A 16,144-nucleotide genomic window follows, 5' to 3' on the forward strand; every position below is an offset into this window, starting at 1 on the left:
CAATCAGTTCCGTCGCCTCGTCGTCCGCTATGAGCGACACGCCGACCTCTACCGCGCCTTTATCGTCCTCGCCGCCGCTATCATTTGCTTCAGGGCCTTGAGACGGTTTTGTTAGGCGCTCTAAGCCCACGGTCGAACGCCCAACTCGCATGAGACGTTTGTCCAAAAGAACATATCGTTCGTAATAACGAACGATGCGGCTCGCCCAATCACGGCGGCGCAAATGACGAAGGGGTGATCGTCCGTTTTCCGCTCTCGGAAGGCTCGATTTATGCCCAGAAGCGCATGTCGCGCCCGTCGAGGCGGATCGGGCTGGAAATAGACGCCCGTCTCGCCGCTGAAGCGTGTGTTCCCCTCTGCGCCCCCGTGGGACGCATCAATGGCTGTTAACCGCCAAAAACGGGGCGCTGGCGGGCATTCCGTGATATGATGGCGAAGATAGCGCTCAGGCGTTAAAGCCAGTCAGCGGCCTTCTTTGGGGGATTGAGATGGAAGCGATCGAGATGTTCAGTCCGCGAGCCGTGGCGCTGGCGCACCTTCTCATCCGCTCGCCCGATCTGGCCGCGAGGGGCTTCACCGCCATCGACGTGCGGCGCGCCGCCTGTGACTCACCCGAGCGCGCGCATCTTCTCGACGGCGACGACGCCGAGCGAGCTTGCAGAGAGCTTCTCGAGATGCGGCTAATCTCCCAAATCCATGGGTCGCCGTTCCGTGGAAGCGAGAAGCCGAGCTTCTACTTCGAGCGCGACGCGCTGGTCGCACAGTTCGGCGGCTGACAGCCCGCCAGCGTCTTCGTAGGGGCTTGACGCCGACGATCTGGCGCCAAGCGTCGTTGACGACAGGATCGGCGGGCACGCTGACGGCAAAATGCGCTGCGTCGACGTGACAGCCTAAAGCGATTGGACGTGAGAGCTCAAAACGTCGGCAGTCGCCAGCAATCCCTTCGCTTCCATGTCCAGCAACAGCCGACTGGCCGTCATTTCAGGCTTCTTGAAGCGTTCCCGCATTCTTCGGATCGCCGCTACTGCGCGGCCATTGTCGAGCGCGATTGTATCGGCGATGAAGGCGTCGGACGAGCGCGCCTCGATATTCAAGGGCGCCAACAAATCGCAAGGGAAATCCTTCAAATTTTCCGTCACGATCATCGCAGCTTGCGTCTTCAGCGCAGCTGCGATGACGTGAGCGTCGCCAGGATCGGGAAATCCGTCGCCGATGCACATGAATTTGTCAAAGTCACTTACCATCGCCTCTTCGAACGCGTCTTCCATATTCTTCCGAGCGCGCTCTGCGCTTTGAGTTGCATCCGTTGCGCCCTTTTCGACCAACATTTTCTCGATCGCCCGCTGAGTTTCGGTCAGCACCTGCGCAGACCAGCGGACGCGGAAGAACTCCGCCTCCGCAAGCGTCAGCAGGAGGTTCCGTTTTAGCGGAGATGCGAGAACGCAAGCATCTACAAACGCGGTAAAGCGATTGGCGAACAAAGCTTAGAAATACTCCGCGTCCAACTCGGCAAGATCAGAAAGCGCATCGCTCCGCTTTGCGTCTCGATCGCGCTTATAAGCAAACAGATTTTCTGCTTTAATTCTCCGATGGCGGCCAACCTTCGTGTGCTCAATCTCGCCTTTGTCGAGGAGAGATATAAGAAAAGGCCGGGAGACGTTCAGAATATCCGCCGCCTGCTGGGTCGTAAGCATTTGACTGACAGGAACGAGCGTCACAGCGTCGCCGCTGCCGACATGTCGGAGCAGTTCCATCAGCAAACTGGCCAGCGCCGGCGTAAGCGTAACCTCAAGGGGGGCTTTGGTTTCTTCATCCACCACGCGCAGCTTCGCGTCGCCAGCGGCTTGCGCAGCGAGTATTTTACGAAGGTGATTGGCGGCAGCCTTATCGCTTGGAGAAGGCAGTCGGCCGCCAAGCTCTTGGGCGCAAGCTGGCATGGTCATTGTGGTTCTCCGATCAGCCAATAGGTATCCGATATTCGCAATAAACGCAACAAGCGCAATGAGCGAAACACACATGGGTTCCAATGAAACTGGGTTGGGAATGACCGAAGCGCGGTCGAAAGGAAAAATCGTGGGCGACGAAGCTCCGAACATCCGCGCCGTGCGCGCTGGCGAAGGCCGCACGCTGTTCGTGACGTGGAAGGGCGGCGCCGAAAGCCCGGTCGACCTTGGCGAGCACCTTGCGCGCTACGCGGTGTTCGCGCCGCTGCGGGCCGACGACGCGGCTTTCCGCGACGTGACGGTCGGCGAATGGGGTTGGTGCGCCCACTGGACCGACGACATGGAGATTTCGTCCGATGCGCTCTGGCGGTTGGCGCTCGCGCAGGGCGGCGCCTGGCTCCGGTCATGGCGCGAGGCGCATCGGATGACGCAGGCCGAGGCGGCCTCGGCGCTCGGCGTCAGCCCGCGCATGTGGCGCTATTACGAAGCGGGCGAGCATCTTCTGCCGAAGACGGTGCGGCTCGCCTGCGTCGGCTTCGACGCGCAGGCGCGCGCGGCTTGAGCGCGAAATTCTTCCGCGTGAGTAAATGGCGAGTAAACGAGCCAAAAACAAGAAAGCCGCCCGGAGGCGGCTTCTTTATAACTTACTGAATTTTTTGGCCATTTTTGGAGCGGGCGAAGGGATTCGAACCCTCGACCCCAACCTTGGCAAGGTTGTGCTCTACCCCTGAGCTACACCCGCGTCCATGCCGACGGGGCAAGTCGTCGGCCCGCGGTATATGGCGCAAACGATCCGTGATTGCAACTGTCCTTTCCCGTCAAATTCGTCCCCTCGCCATGTGCCCGCAAGGCGCGCGCCCCGACATGGCTGCGGACGTCATTTCTTCCGTCCGCTTGACGTCGCGAACTGAATTCGCTATAGCCGCCGCTTCAGCCTGAAACGCGAGTTTCCGGAGGCGTTTTTTGCGCCTTCGAGCATTCTGGGCGCTCCGCAGGGGCCGGCCTCCACCGGACGCGGAGTCATCACGCCTTGGGCCGCGTCGCCCAAGGCCCAAATGGAGATGGTTCATGGCACGCATCGCCGGCGTCAACATACCGACCAACAAGCGCGTCGTCATCGCGCTGCAGTATATCCACGGCATCGGCCCGAAAAAGGCCGAAGAGATCTGCGCCAAGATCCACATTCCGGCCGAGCGCCGCGTCTCCGATCTGACCGACGCCGAAGTGCTGCAGATCCGCGAGACCATCGACCGCGACTATCTCGTCGAAGGCGACCTGCGCCGCGAGGTGGCGGTCAACATCAAGCGCCTGATGGACCTCGGCTGCTATCGCGGCCTGCGCCATCGCCGCAAGCTGCCCGTCCGCGGCCAGCGCACCCACACCAACGCCCGCACCCGCAAGGGCAAGGCGAAGCCGATCGCCGGCAAGAAGAAGTAAGCTTTCGTCCCGAACCGCGTTCGGAAAACTCCTTAGCGCCTGGCGTCACGGGCGCGCCTGAAGGAACGAACTGAAGACATGGCCAAGGAAACCACCCGCGTCCGCCGCCGCGAGCGCAAGAATATCGCTTCGGGCGTCGCGCATGTGAACTCGACGTTCAACAACACCATGATCACTATCACCGACGCGCAGGGGAACACCATCTCCTGGTCGTCGGCGGGAACCATGGGATTCAAGGGCTCGCGCAAGTCGACGCCCTACGCGGCCCAGATGGCCGCCGAGGACTGCGCCCGCAAGGCCGCCGAGCACGGCATGCGCACGCTCGAGGTCGAGGTCTCGGGGCCGGGCTCCGGCCGCGAATCCGCCCTGCGCGCGCTACAGGCGGCGGGATTCACCGTCACCTCCATCCGCGACGTGACGCCGATCCCGCATAACGGCTGCCGTCCGCGCAAGCGCCGCCGCGTCTGAGCGCGACGGGCGTCAAGGCGACGCCGGCCGTCGGACCAGGCCGCCGGCTTTCGATCTGGGCGCCGCCGACCGTCCGCCGCGCGGCGCGTTTCGCGTCCTCCTCGCAAGGGCGCGCGCCGTGCGGCGCCGACGGGCGAAGCCGCCGCTCCCGCGACCTTGACGCGCGGCTGAAAGACTCTGGCGCCAATCCGGGCGCCGCACCGTCAGAAAGGCTCTGTTCGTGATTCAGAAGAACTGGCAGGAGCTCACCAAACCCAACAAGCTCGAGGTGATCCCGGGCGACGACCCCAAGCGCGTCGCGACCGTCGTCGCCGGTCCGCTCGAGCTCGGCTTCGGACTCACCCTCGGCAACGCGCTTCGCCGCATCCTTCTGTCTTCGCTGCAGGGCGCGGCGATCACCTCGATCCACATCGACGGCGTGCTGCACGAGTTCTCCTCGATCCCCGGCGTGCGCGAGGACGTGACCGACATCGTCCTCAACATCAAGGACATCGCCGTCAGGATGCAGGGAGACGGGCCGAAGCGCCTCGTGCTCAAGCGGCAGGGGCCGGGCAAGGTCACCGCCGGCGACATCCAGACGACCGGCGACATCTCGATCCTCAATCCGAGCCTCGTCATCTGCACCCTCGACGAGGGCGCGGAGATCCGCATCGAGTTCACCGTCAACACCGGCAAGGGCTACGTCGCCGCCGAGCGCAACCGCGCCGAGGACGCGCCGATCGGCCTCATCCCGATCGACAGCCTCTATTCGCCGGTCAAGAAGGTGAGCTACCGCGTCGAGAACACCCGCGAGGGGCAGAACCTCGACCTCGACAAGCTCACCCTGCAGGTCGAGACCAACGGCGCGCTGACGCCCGAGGACGCCGTCGCCTTCGCCGCGCGCATCCTGCAGGACCAGCTCAACGTCTTCGTCAATTTCGAGGAGCCCCGCCGCGTCGAGTCGACGCCTTCGATCCCCGAGCTCGCCTTCAATCCGGCGCTGCTCAAGAAGGTCGACGAGCTCGAGCTCTCGGTGCGTTCGGCCAACTGCCTCAAGAACGACAACATCGTCTACATCGGCGACCTCATTCAGAAGAGCGAAGGCGAGATGCTGCGCACGCCGAACTTCGGCCGCAAGTCGCTCAACGAGATCAAGGAGGTCCTCGCGCAGATGGGGCTTCATCTGGGCATGGAGGTCAACGGCTGGCCGCCGGACAACATCGACGACCTCGCCAAGCGCTTCGAGGAGCACTACTAAGAGTTCGGGCCGCGCCCGCGCGGCCCTTCCTTCGCCCGGCGAGGCTCAAAATCGCGGGCTCATAAAGGACGGCCGTACCGTGGCGCGGCGGCCGTCATAATCGACGGAGACAGCCAGAATGTATCACGGCAAGGCTCATCGCCGCTTCGGGCGCACCCATGAGCATCGCAAGGCGATGTTCGCCAACATGGCGCAGGCGCTCATCAAGCACGAGCAGATCGTCACCACCCTGCCCAAGGCGAAGGACCTGCGTCCGGTCGTCGAGAAGCTCGTCACGCTCGGCAAGCGCGGCGACCTGCACGCGCGCCGCCAGGCCATCGCCCAGATCAAGGACGTCGCCATCGTCGGCAAGCTGTTCTCGGTGCTCGGCCCGCGCTACAAGGACCGGCATGGCGGCTACACCCGCGTGCTCAAGGCCGGCTTCCGCTACGGCGACAACGCGGCGATGGCGGTCATCGAATTCGTCGACCGCGACGTCGAGGCCAAGGGCAAGGATTCCGGACCCGTCCTCGTCGAGGACGAAGAGTCCGCCGCCTGAAGTTCCAGCTTTCGCGGGCGCGGCTCGCGCAGGACCGCCGCGCCCGCGCATCGACGCAAGGGGCGTAACGCCGTCATGACCGCCGCAGCCGGAAAACAGCCGAACTTCCTTCGTCGCGCGGCGCTCGCGCTCGCGCTCGTCGCCATGACGTTGGGCGCGGCGGCTCAGGCGCCGCGCCGGCAGGAGATGCGTCAGGCGCCGCAAGCGGCGTCCGAGGTCGTGCTGTCCTTCGCGCCGGTGGTCAAGAAAGCGCAGCCGGCGGTCGTCAACGTCTACGCCTCGCGCGTCGAGAAGCGGCCGCGCGGGAGCCGCTTCCAGGATCCCTTCCTCGACCAGTTCTTCGGCGCGGCGCCCGGCGGCCAGTCGGCGCGCTCGCTCGGCTCCGGCGTCCTGGTCGACGCCTCCGGCCTCGTCGTCACCAATTTCCACGTCATCGAGAACATGACGGACGTCAAGGTCGCGCTCGCCGACAAGCGCGAGTTCGACGCCGACATCGTGCTGCGCGACCAGCGCACCGACATCGCCGTGCTGCGCCTCAAGGGCGGCGGCGAGTTCCCGGTCATCGAACTCGGCGATTCCGACGCGATCGAGGTGGGCGACATCGCGCTCGCCATCGGCGATCCGTTCGGCGTGGGCCAGACCGTGACGCAGGGCATCGTCTCGGCGCTCGCCCGCACCCAGGGCGGCATCTCGGAATCGGGCTTCTTCATCCAGACCGACGCGGCGATCAACCCCGGCAATTCCGGCGGCGCCCTCGTCGACATCAAGGGTCGGCTGATCGGCGTCAATTCGGCGATCTATTCGCAGACCGGCAGCTCGGTCGGCATCGGCTTCGCGATCCCCGTCAACATCGTGCGGGTCGTCGTCGCCGCGGCCAAGAACGGGCAGAAGCTGCGCCGCCCCTGGCTCGGCGCAAGCCTGCAGGCGGTGACGCGCGAGATCGCCGAATCGCTCGGGGTCGACCGCGCCTCCGGAGCGCTGGTCACCGAAGTGGTGAAGGACGGCCCGGCGGACAAGGCGGGGCTGAAGGGCGGCGACCTCATCCTCTCCGTCGACGAGCAGGCGGTCGACACGCCCGAATCGGTCGGCTACCGACTTTCGACCAAGCCGATCGGCGGGCTCGCCTCGCTCACGGTGAGCCGCGCCGGCAAGCCCTTGACCTTGAAGCTTCCCCTTCAGCCGGCGGCGGAGATTCCGGCCCGCGATCCGGTCAAGCTGCGCGGCGCCTCGCCCTTCGCCGGAGCGACCGTCGTCAATCTGTCGCCGGCCGTCATCGAGGACATGTCGATCCAGGGCGTGAGCGAGGGCGTCGTCATCACCGAAGTCGAGGAGGGCTCGGCGGCGGCGGCGGTCAATTTCCAGAAGGGCGACGTGGTGCTCTCCGTCAACGACGTCAAAGTGCGCTCGACGCGCGACCTCGAGCGGATCGCCGTCGGGCGACGCGGCTATTGGAAGCTCGAGATCGGCCGCGGCGGCGAGGTGATGACGACGGTGCTCGGGGGCTAATCGTTCTCTTTCGCCTTGAGCTCGCCGAGACTGTCTAGCGTGATAATGTAGATGAAGGCTTGCGTCGCGCCTTTCATGCGACGTTCGTAATAGCGAAATGCGCAAGGCACTACGAGGATGAAGGCGCCGAGAGCCGCCGCAAGACGGTGTTCCTTGCAAAAGACGATGCTTGCCAGCAGGAAGACGACGACGAGGCTTCTAAATAGCTTAGCGTCGGCTTCGATACGCTGAACATCGTCGGCGGCTGCAGGAAGCTTGAGCATGAGCGTGGCGCGCGCCCATTGATATAATTTGACGCCGTTTGCCCGAGCGTCCCGAAGAAAAGAGCTGCAAATTTGTGAAGCGCAGTCATGGGCTCGCCAATTGCCGACGTGTCGATCGACGATGAGGCGCTTCAGGGCCGTTAGCTGCCGTTCCCGGGCTTCGTCGGCCGTGACGCTACGCTGAATCCGATCTCGCAGCGCGTCGGCGAAGTCGTCCATGAACGAAGCAAAGAAGAATACGATATGGCCCGCGGCGTAAGCGCCGATCACGAAGGCGGCCCACTGCGCGAAGTCGTTTCGCGGATATTCGACCGCCGATGGAAGGCTCAGCTCTGCAAGAAGCGGCGCGAGAATCGCAACCGCGATCGAACCGGGGACAAGGACTGCAAAAAGTTCGATGACCCCAATGTAAAATTCGTTGGGTTTGGACATGGCGCGTGCATCTTCCTTACTATAATGGGCTGGAGTTTTACACCAAGGGCGATATGACCGATCTCTTCGCCGCTGCGGGCCTCGAAAAATCCGCGCCCCAGCCGCTCGCCGACCGGCTGCGCCCGACGCGGCTTTCCGACGTCGTGGGGCAGGACCATCTCGTCGGGCCGGACGGCGCGCTCACCCGGCGCATCGCCTCGGGCTCGCTCGGCAGCCTGGTCTTCTGGGGTCCGCCCGGCACCGGCAAGACCACCGTCGCACGCCTGCTCGCGCATGAGACGAGCTTCGCCTTCGTGCAGGTCTCGGCGATCTTCTCCGGCGTCGCCGAGCTGAAGAAGCTGTTCGAGGAGGCGCGCGCGCGGCGCAGGATCGGGCAGGGGACGCTGCTCTTCGTCGACGAGATCCACCGCTTCAACCGCGCCCAGCAGGACAGCTTCCTGCCGCTGATGGAGGACGGCTCCATCACGCTCATCGGCGCGACCACCGAAAACCCGAGCTTCGAGCTCAACGCCGCGCTTCTGTCGCGCGCCAGCGTGCTGATCTTCCGCGCGCTGGACGAGGCGGCGATCGAGAAGATGCTCGAGCGGGCGGAGGCGGCCGAGGGCCGCAAGCTGCCGCTCGACGCCTCCGCCCGCGCCGCGCTGCTGCGCATGGCCGACGGCGACGGGCGCGCCGCGCTGACGCTCGCCGAAGAAGTCTGGCGCGCGGCGGCGCCTGGAGAAACCTTCGACGCCGAAAAGCTCGGCGAGATCGTGCAGCGCCGCGCGCCGATCTACGACAAGGCGCAGGAAGGGCATTACAATCTTATCAGCGCGCTGCACAAGGCGGTGCGCGGCTCCGATCCCGACGCCGCGCTCTATTACCTCGCGCGCATGTTCGACGCCGGCGAAGACCCGCTGTTCCTGGCGCGGCGGGTGGTGCGGATGGCGGTCGAGGACATCGGCCTCGCCGATCCGCAGGCGCTCGTCGTCGCCAACGCCGCGAAGGACGCCTATGATTTTTTAGGCTCGCCCGAGGGGGAGCTGGCGATCGCGCAGGCGGTCGTCTACGTCGCGACGGCGCCGAAGTCGAACGCGGCCTATCGCGCCTATGGCGCGGCGCGCCGCCTCGCCAAGGAGCACGGCTCGCTCATGCCGCCGAAGATCATCCTCAATGCGCCGACCAAGCTGATGAAGGGCGAAGGCTACGGCGCCGGCTACATGTACGACCATGACGCGCCCGACGCCTTCTCCGGCCAGAACTACTGGCCCGAGGCGCTGGGACGCCAGAAGCTTTATTCGCCGACGCGGCGCGGCTTCGAGCGCGACCTTTCAGAGCGGCTCGCCTGGTGGGAGCGGCTGCGCCGCGAGCGCGGCGAGGGTTGACGCGAAGCCGAGCTCAGAACTGGTAGCGCATGCCGGCGACGACCGCGTAGCCCTGGATGTTGTCGCCGAAGCGATAGTCGCCGCGCAGGAAGCCGAGGAACCCGGTCTTCAGCACCTGTCCCGACACGCCGAGGCCGACCTGCCCGAAGGTGCCGATGCGGGTGACGCTGAGCGGCACGACCGAATCGCCGGTGCGGAAATCGGTGTGCGTCGCGCCCGCGAACTCGCGCCAGACGCTGCCGGTCGCGAAGGGCTGCAGGGCGAGCTGATATTGCTCGAGCACCTGCGTCGTCCCGACGCGCACGCCGGCGCGTCCGAGCTCGCTCACGAAGGGGTTGAAGTCGAGCGTTCCGAGCGAGCCGCCGCCCGATTCGAGCGGGATCAGCAGGTCGTGCATGCTGAGCCGCGAATACATGAACGCGAGCGAAGGCTCGACGAACCAGGCGGACGGCAGGTCGAAGCGGTAGCCGGCGGAGGCGTTGAACGCGAAGGCCGTGCCGTTGAGGCCGGCGCCGTAGAGGTTGGCCGCCGTGTTGTTGAGGCTGAGGTTGAAGAAATCCTCGCGGATCTGCACGTCGGCGAAGAAATTATGCCCCGTCACGGCGGCGTAAAGCCCCATGAAAGGCACCTGCACGGCGCTCGAGATGTTGGAGGCGAGCAGATTGTTGGTGCGCAGGTTGACCATGCCCGCGGTGACGCCGAGATGGGTGTTCCAGCCCGAGCCTTCGATATTGGCGAGGCCGAGGTCGAGGCCGGTCTGGAAGCCGTCGAAATCGGCGCGCACCTTGGAGGGGGCCGAGTCGGCGCCGGTGGCGTTGTACGCGGTGGTCGTCGCCGAGACGTCGTTGCGGCCGTTGGCGATGCGGATCCACGGGCCGCCGTTCCACTGGTTGCGCTCCGGGTTCGTCGGCTCCGAGACGAAGGCGCTGGCGTTCTGGAAGAAGCCGGTGTTCAGCGCCGTCAGCACGGCGTCGATGCCGGTTGGCGTCGCCGAGGCGACGCTGGTGTTGATCGACGAGGAGAGGCTGAACACGTTGCCCGCCTGGCTCACCTCGTAGTCGATGATGCCGGGAATGTGCGCGGCGGTCACGCTCGCTCCCGGATCGACGGTCGTCGCGGTCAGGATCGGCACGGGCGAGGAGAGCAGGCCGCCCGATCCGACGTTCGTGACGCGGATCGAGGTCGTCCCCGAAAGCCGCGAGACGGCGAGGCGGTCGGCGACGCCGGCGCCGGCGTTGAGGTCGATTGCGAGCGCGCCGCCCTGGCCGTTGAGCGTCGCCCCGCTCCAGGTGGTGAGGCCCGTCGCGCCGTCGACGAAGCTCAGCGTCCCCGCGTTATTGACGACCGTGGCGCCGGTCAGGCTGAGCGGCCCTGAAGCGCCGGAGATGGTGCTGAGCGCGCCGACGTTGATCGTCGCCGTTCCGTTGACGACGGAGGAGATGATGCCGAAGCCGTTTGTCCCGGTCACGTCGCCGACGGTGGTGATGTCGATGTCGCCGGCGCCCGTCGCGCTCGCCCTGATGCCCTCGCCGCCGCGCACGAAGCCGGCCGGAGTGATGGTGACGTTTCCGCCCCGCGCGTCGGCCTCGATCGCCGTCGTGCCGGCGATCACGTCGCCGATTCCGGCGATGGAGATCGAGCCCGCGCCGAGGTTCTGGGCGTAAATGCCGTTCTGGTTGTCGCCGCCGATCAACGCGCCGCTGCGGTTGATGGTGATCGAGCCGTCGCTCGCCGCGTTGCTGATGACGGCGCGAATGACGCCGTTGGTGACGACGCCGCCTTCCTCGAAGGTGGTCGTCCCCGAGCCGCCGATGACGATCGAGCCCGTGCCGGAGGATTCAGCCGCGACGCCGCCCATGAACACGCCGGAGCCGCCGAGGAAGATATTGCCGGCCCCGGTCGAGACCGCCTGCACCGAATACTGGTTGGCGAAGCTCGGCAGGACGCGGGCGTAGCCGTTGACGTTGATCGTGATGTTTCCGTTGACCGAAGTCGCGAAGATCGCCTGCGCGTTGGTGCCGGTGACCGTCGCGCCCGGCGCGGTGGTGATGGCGATCGAGCCCGCGCCGAGCGCGTCGGCGCGTATGCCGGCGCCGTTGAGGCCGGTGATGTCGGCGTTGATCCCGACGCCGCCGAGCGAGTTCTGGCCGATCAGAATGTCGGCGCCGTTGGACGACAGGATGTTGAGGCCGTTTCCGACGCCGGTGATCGAGCTCGGCGCGCCGGCGTTGAGCGTGTCGAGGCCGAAATAGGTTCCGGCGCCGCCGGTCAGGTTGATCGTCAGGTCCTGCGTCAGATTGACGTTGGCGCGGGAGCCGTCGGCGCCGAGAAAGATCTGCGCGCTGATCGGCACGGCGGGCACGGGAAGCGTCGCGATGGACGTGTCGCCGGTGCAGCCGATGGTGATGAGCGTCGGCGTCTGCGAGCTCGGGGCGCAGACCGCGAGCGCGTCGGCGGTGGGCTGCAGCGCGGTGAGGGCGCTGGCGCCCAGAAGCGCCGAGACGAAGCTTCGCGCATCAAAACGTGAACGACCCATCGAAATTGCTCCGCGCTCAAACGCGGCATTTTTATCGCACACGCCGACGTGAAGGCAACGCGCTCTCAAGTCCGTTTGCGTCCGGCGCGGCGGCCTCGGGCGCCGCGTAGAGAGTTGGTTTGCAAGGAATTGACGCCGCGCGTCCGGCGTCGCGGAAAGCCGGACGGACGCCCGAATTCGCGCTCTTGTGGCTCTTGCGCCACATGGGCGCGGCGGGCTCAGGCCGCCTGATCGGCCCGCGCGCGCGCCGCCGCGTCGGCCTCGCGGGCGAGACGCGGGCGCTCGTCGGGACGGCGGTCGATCGCCGAATAATGCGAGGCGTTGCCGCGTCCGCTCGCTGCGTCGCGGGCGAAGGAGATGAGGTGATGGGCGACGAGGCCGACGCTGATGATCGGCTCGATCTTCCGCTGCGCGAGGCGGCGCAGGGCGAAGCGCCAGAACGTGCGGCGGTAGTCGCCCCTGACGCCGACGCGCCAGACGAGCCGGGCGAGGATCGAGAGTCCGAGCCCGATGTTGCGCGGCGACAGGCGCTGCCGGCTCCACGGCCGCGGCAGGCGGTTCGCCCGCGTCGCGCCCATCTGGTGCTCGTAGCGGGAATAGAGCGCGGCGGGCGCGTAGGCGCGCTCCATGCACATGCGCCACATCGCCAGAGTCTGTTCGTACGGCAGCTTGAAGTCGACGTTGGATTCGCGCTCGGGATCGTCGATGAGGCGGCCTTCGCGCGTCAGCCTGTCCCACAGCGGCGTGCGCGGCAGCGCCTGCAGCAGGTTGACGGTGGCGAACGGGATCTTGGCCGCGTCGAGAAAGGCGAGGATGCGCTCGCCCGTGTCGGGCGAGTCGGTGTCGAGCCCAAGGATGATTCCGGCGACGACCTCCATGCCGTGGTCGTTGATGGCGCGCACCGCCTCAAGGATCGGCACCATCATATTGTGGCTCTTGTGGATTGCCTTCAGCGCTTCGGGCTCGGGCGTCTCGACGCCGCAGAAGATCGTGTCGAAGGCCGCCTCGCGCATCAGCTTCAGGATTTCCGGCGAGCGGGCGATGTTGAGCGTCGCCTCGCAGGAAAGGCTGGCGGCGAAGCCGTTGCGCTTCTGCCAGGCGACGAGATGCGGCAGCAGCTCGAGCAGCGCCTTGCGGTTGCCGACGAGATTGTCGTCGACGAAATAGACCGAGCCGTTGACGCCGCAGGCGATGAGCTTGTCGAGCTCGGCGACCACCTGCGCCGGCGTCTTGAGCCGCGGCACCCGGCCGTAGAGGCCCGGAATGTCGCAGAAGTCGCAGGTGTAGGGGCAGCCGCTCGAGAACTGCACGCTGCCGAGGAAATAGCGCGGGATTTCGGCGAGCTCATAGGCGGGAATCGGGAACTCCGCCATCGGCCGGCGGATCTTCGTCTGAAGGACCACCTGCGCCTTCGGGCGCGCTGGATTCTCGCCGATCAACGCGAACAGGGCGTCGGTCGCGTCGCCGAGTTCGCCCATGTGGAGATAGTCGAAGTGGGGGTAGAACTCGGGCGAGGAGGAGACGGAGGGGCCGCCGAGCGCCGCCGCCTTGCCGGCCGCGTGGGCGCGCGCGCAGATGTCGTTGATGCGCGCGCGCTGGATATGCATGCCGCTGACGAACACCGCGTCGGCCCAGGCGAAATCCTGCGCGTCCGCCGCGCGGATGTTCTCGTCGACGAAGCGGGCCTCCCAGCCCGCCGGCAGCGCGGCGGCGATCAGCAGCAGACCCTGCGGCGGCATGAAGGCCCTGACGCCCGGCGTCAGCGGGTGAGCGTATTCGAACGTTCCGAAGGAGGGCGCGTAGCGCGGGAACACGCACAGGATCCGGCGCGCCGGCGCGTGAGGAAAATCGTCTCGTGCGGGAGCTGCGGCGGGGGGCGGGGGCTCGCTGCGGGTCAAGGGCTTCTCGCCGGTTGCGGTTGCGTCGCTGAGACGGACTTGGCTCAGGAGCAGACCCAATAACGGCGAAGATATGAGCGCGTTCGCGAGGACGCGATCAACTTCGGGCGCGCCGGCGCCCGTTCGCGGGCGGCGAGGCGAGGGGCGCGCGTGCGCGTTCCCCTTGCGGCCGCGAGCTAGGCTGGAGCGAGGCCGAAGGCGCGCAGCGACTGCGCGCCGACCTTCGAGAGATAGTCGAAGAAGTCGACGCAGGACCTGCGCGCGTAATCATAGGGTAGGCGGCTTGCGTTCTCCAGCGAGGGCGCGCTCATGAGCTGGGAGAGGAACGCCGAGCCGGTCTCGACCGAACGCCGCGAATACTCGGCGGTCTCCGCGGCGATGCGCTCGAAGACGAGCAGCGCGTCGCCCGGACCGCGCGCGCCGGGCGCCGCAGGCCGCAGGCTCCAGAATGCGGACGACGCGGGCGCGGGCGCCGACGGGCGCGCCGCGCGGGGCGCCTCTTGCGCGCTCTGCGGAGCGAGGCTTTCACGCCGCTGATCGCGCTCGACGGACGAAGTCCCGGGAGCGGCCGTGGGCGCGAGCTCCTGCGTGCGCGTCGGCGCGCCTTCCCCGGGCGCCGCCTGCGCCGCGCGCTTCGCCTTCGCCCGCACGGGACGTTTGGGCGCGGTCGGGAGCGGCGGATCGGCGACTGGCGCCGGCGTTGCGGCGGCGCGCCGCGACTTCGCGCGCGGCGCCTTCGCCGCAGGGGCGGACGCGGCCGGCGCCTGCTCTTTCACGGCCTGCGCCTTCGGCGCGCTTGCGGCCTGCGCGGGCTTCGCCTTGCCCCGCGGCGGCTGGCTCGCGCGCGCGGCCTCGGCCCTGACCATCTCCCAGCTGATTTCTTCGTCCGACGGCGCGCGCTCGCGCCGCGGCTTGCCCGGAGCGCCTCTTCTGGTCGCAGTCATGATCCTGTCTCCGATCGAAATTGCGCCGATCCTCCAAACGAATTGCGTCAAGCCTGGCTTGACAGAGCCTCAAACGGCGCGGCGCGCTGCGGCGCAGTGTATGCTGCGCCGCAATATAAAAGCAAGCGGCCGGGCGTCCGGCTTTGCGCCGAGCCCGGGCGGGCTTAGACTGCCGCCATGTCGACGACCGCCAGCGTCATGAGGCCGCGTCCGCCGGCGCCCCGTCCGCGCGAGGCGCCGCTGGGCGCCCTCGCCACGCTGTGGCTGTTGCGCAAGAATCCGATCGAGACCTGGACGCGGGCTCATTTCGAGCTGCCGATCGTGATCGGGCCGACGGTGCTCGGCAATCTCGCGGTGGTCAGCGACCCCGGCGCGATCCGCCGCGTGCTCGTCGACAACGCCGGCGCCTACCGCAAGGACGACCTGCAGAAGCGCATCCTCGGCGAGGCGCTGCGCAATGGCCTGCTCGTCGTCGAGGGCGAGGCCTGGCGCGCGCAGCGCCGCGCGCTCGCCCCGCTCTTCACCCCGAAGATGATCGCCTCTTTCGCGCCGACCATGGTCGAGGCCGCCGAGGCGCTCGTTTCGCGCTGGGACGGCTTTCAGGAGGGAGCGACCTTCGACGTCCAGCCGGAGATCGCCCGCGCGACGCTCGACGTGCTCGGCCGCACGCTGTTCAGCGACGGCCTCGGCCAGGACCCCGGCGCCTTCACGAAGCCGCTCACCGACTATTTCCGCACCATCGGCACGTTTCATCCTTTCGACCTCCTCGGCCTGCCCGACTGGGCGCCGCGTTTCGGCAGGGGCGCGGGCGCGAAGGCGCTCGCCTTCTTCGACGCGGCGGTCGACGGGCTCATCGCGCGTCGCCGCCGGCTGATCGCCGAAGGCGCGGCCCCGCGCGACATCCTCGGCCTGCTGCTCGAGGCGCGCGACCCGCAGACCGGGGCGGGGCTCACCGACGCGGAGGTCAGGTCCAATGTCGTGACCTTCATCGGCGCCGGCCACGAGACGACGGCGGACGCGGTCATCTGGTCGCTGTTCCTGCTCTCCATGTCGCCCGGCTGGCGCAGGCGGCTCGCCGACGAGGCGGACGAGGCGCTGAGCGGCGCCGCGGAGAACGCCGTCGGCCGGCTCGTCGAAACCCGCGCGGTGATCGAGGAGGCGATGCGGCTTTATCCGCCGGTCGCCAGCATCAGCCGCACGGCGGTCGATTTCGACGTGCTGGCCGGACAGCGCGTGCGCAAGGGAACGCTGATCATCATCTCGCAATGGGTGCTGCACCGCCACAAGCTCCTCTGGGAGGAGCCCGACGCGTTCGATCCGCGCCGCTTCCTGCCGGGCGCGCGCGAGAAGATCGACCGTTTCGCCTATCTGCCGCTCGGCGCCGGGCCGCGGGTGTGCATCGGCGGCGGCTTCGCGATGCAGGAAGCCGCGCTCATCCTCGCGCACGTCCTGCGCGACTTCACGCTGGCCCCCGCCCCGGGCCGCGACGTCAGGCCGGTGCAGCGCGTGACGCTGCGCCCCGAGGGCGGCCTGCCGATGATCCTGCGCCGGCGCCGGCGGGGCGAGTAGCTCCGGCCC

15 protein-coding genes and 1 tRNA gene are annotated in these 16,144 nt (G+C 67.3%); 9 read left to right on the forward strand and 7 right to left on the reverse strand.

Annotated features, from left to right (window positions below):
• Positions 1–503: 503 nt before the first annotated feature.
• Entirely contained in the window at positions 504–776 is a 273-nt protein-coding gene (locus ACE3OG_RS02185) for a hypothetical protein (protein WP_374305656.1), read from the forward strand.
• Between the two features lie 114 nt (positions 777–890).
• Here the strand turns inward: ACE3OG_RS02185 and ACE3OG_RS02190 are convergent, their stop codons facing one another.
• A complete protein-coding gene (locus tag ACE3OG_RS02190; protein ID WP_374305658.1) occupies positions 891–1,481 on the reverse strand; it encodes a PIN domain-containing protein in 591 nt (196 codons plus the stop codon).
• Positions 1,482–1,484: 3 nt separating this feature from the next.
• Positions 1,485–1,943, reverse strand: coding sequence for a helix-turn-helix domain-containing protein (locus tag ACE3OG_RS02195; protein WP_374305660.1), 459 nt, complete (start codon positions 1,941–1,943; stop codon positions 1,485–1,487).
• A 130-nt stretch (positions 1,944–2,073) separates the two neighbouring features.
• Between ACE3OG_RS02195 and ACE3OG_RS02200 the strand changes: the two genes are divergently transcribed.
• A complete protein-coding gene (locus ACE3OG_RS02200; RefSeq protein ID WP_374305662.1) occupies positions 2,074–2,505 on the forward strand; it encodes a DUF2442 domain-containing protein in 432 nt (143 codons plus the stop codon).
• Between the two features lie 105 nt (positions 2,506–2,610).
• Here ACE3OG_RS02200 and ACE3OG_RS02205 read toward each other — a convergent pair.
• Positions 2,611–2,685, reverse strand: a tRNA-Gly gene (locus ACE3OG_RS02205).
• A 326-nt stretch (positions 2,686–3,011) separates the two neighbouring features.
• Between ACE3OG_RS02205 and rpsM the strand changes: the two genes are divergently transcribed.
• The 5 genes from rpsM to ACE3OG_RS02230 all read left to right on the forward strand — a co-directional run bounded on the left by rpsM (position 3,012) and on the right by ACE3OG_RS02230 (position 7,129).
• Positions 3,012–3,380, forward strand: a complete 369-nt coding sequence (gene rpsM / locus ACE3OG_RS02210; protein WP_374305664.1) for a 30S ribosomal protein S13 — start codon at positions 3,012–3,014, stop codon at positions 3,378–3,380.
• A 78-nt stretch (positions 3,381–3,458) separates the two neighbouring features.
• Positions 3,459–3,848 carry a 30S ribosomal protein S11 gene (gene rpsK, locus ACE3OG_RS02215; RefSeq protein ID WP_374305666.1) on the forward strand — a complete coding sequence of 130 codons (390 nt, stop codon included), beginning with the start codon at positions 3,459–3,461 and terminating at the stop codon, positions 3,846–3,848.
• Positions 3,849–4,068: 220 nt separating this feature from the next.
• Positions 4,069–5,085, forward strand: coding sequence for a DNA-directed RNA polymerase subunit alpha (locus tag ACE3OG_RS02220; protein ID WP_374305669.1), 1,017 nt, complete (start codon positions 4,069–4,071; stop codon positions 5,083–5,085).
• A gap of 118 nt (positions 5,086–5,203) precedes the next feature.
• Positions 5,204–5,623 (forward strand): 50S ribosomal protein L17, encoded by a 420-nt coding sequence (rplQ, locus tag ACE3OG_RS02225; protein WP_374305672.1) that lies wholly within the window; start codon positions 5,204–5,206, stop codon positions 5,621–5,623.
• A gap of 75 nt (positions 5,624–5,698) precedes the next feature.
• A complete protein-coding gene (locus ACE3OG_RS02230) occupies positions 5,699–7,129 on the forward strand; it encodes a Do family serine endopeptidase (RefSeq protein WP_374305674.1) in 1,431 nt (476 codons plus the stop codon).
• On the opposite strand, the gene ACE3OG_RS02235 is transcribed toward ACE3OG_RS02230, so the two are convergent.
• A complete protein-coding gene (locus ACE3OG_RS02235) occupies positions 7,126–7,824 on the reverse strand; it encodes a hypothetical protein (RefSeq protein ID WP_374305677.1) in 699 nt (232 codons plus the stop codon). The genes ACE3OG_RS02230 and ACE3OG_RS02235 overlap by 4 nt on opposite strands.
• A gap of 53 nt (positions 7,825–7,877) precedes the next feature.
• Here ACE3OG_RS02235 and ACE3OG_RS02240 point away from each other — a divergent pair, with 53 nt between their 5' ends.
• Positions 7,878–9,188: a replication-associated recombination protein A gene (locus ACE3OG_RS02240; protein ID WP_374306070.1), complete on the forward strand. Its 1,311-nt coding sequence runs from the start codon at positions 7,878–7,880 to the stop codon at positions 9,186–9,188.
• Between the two features lie 13 nt (positions 9,189–9,201).
• On the opposite strand, the gene ACE3OG_RS02245 is transcribed toward ACE3OG_RS02240, so the two are convergent.
• From ACE3OG_RS02245 to ACE3OG_RS02255, 3 genes are all read right to left on the reverse strand, one after another.
• Positions 9,202–11,724 (reverse strand): autotransporter domain-containing protein, encoded by a 2,523-nt coding sequence (locus ACE3OG_RS02245; RefSeq protein WP_374305679.1) that lies wholly within the window; start codon positions 11,722–11,724, stop codon positions 9,202–9,204.
• A 218-nt stretch (positions 11,725–11,942) separates the two neighbouring features.
• Positions 11,943–13,538 (reverse strand): B12-binding domain-containing radical SAM protein, encoded by a 1,596-nt coding sequence (locus ACE3OG_RS02250; RefSeq protein WP_374305682.1) that lies wholly within the window; start codon positions 13,536–13,538, stop codon positions 11,943–11,945.
• Positions 13,539–13,798: 260 nt separating this feature from the next.
• Complete coding sequence (locus ACE3OG_RS02255; protein ID WP_374305685.1) at positions 13,799–14,566, reverse strand: phasin family protein; 768 nt, start codon at positions 14,564–14,566, stop codon at positions 13,799–13,801.
• Positions 14,567–14,743: 177 nt separating this feature from the next.
• Here ACE3OG_RS02255 and ACE3OG_RS02260 point away from each other — a divergent pair, with 177 nt between their 5' ends.
• Positions 14,744–16,135 carry a cytochrome P450 gene (locus tag ACE3OG_RS02260; protein WP_374305687.1) on the forward strand — a complete coding sequence of 464 codons (1,392 nt, stop codon included), beginning with the start codon at positions 14,744–14,746 and terminating at the stop codon, positions 16,133–16,135.
• Positions 16,136–16,144 lie beyond the last annotated feature (9 nt).

It is taken from the genome of Methylocella sp., from assembly GCF_041905455.1.
Taxonomy (GTDB): domain Bacteria; phylum Pseudomonadota; class Alphaproteobacteria; order Rhizobiales; family Beijerinckiaceae; genus Methylocapsa.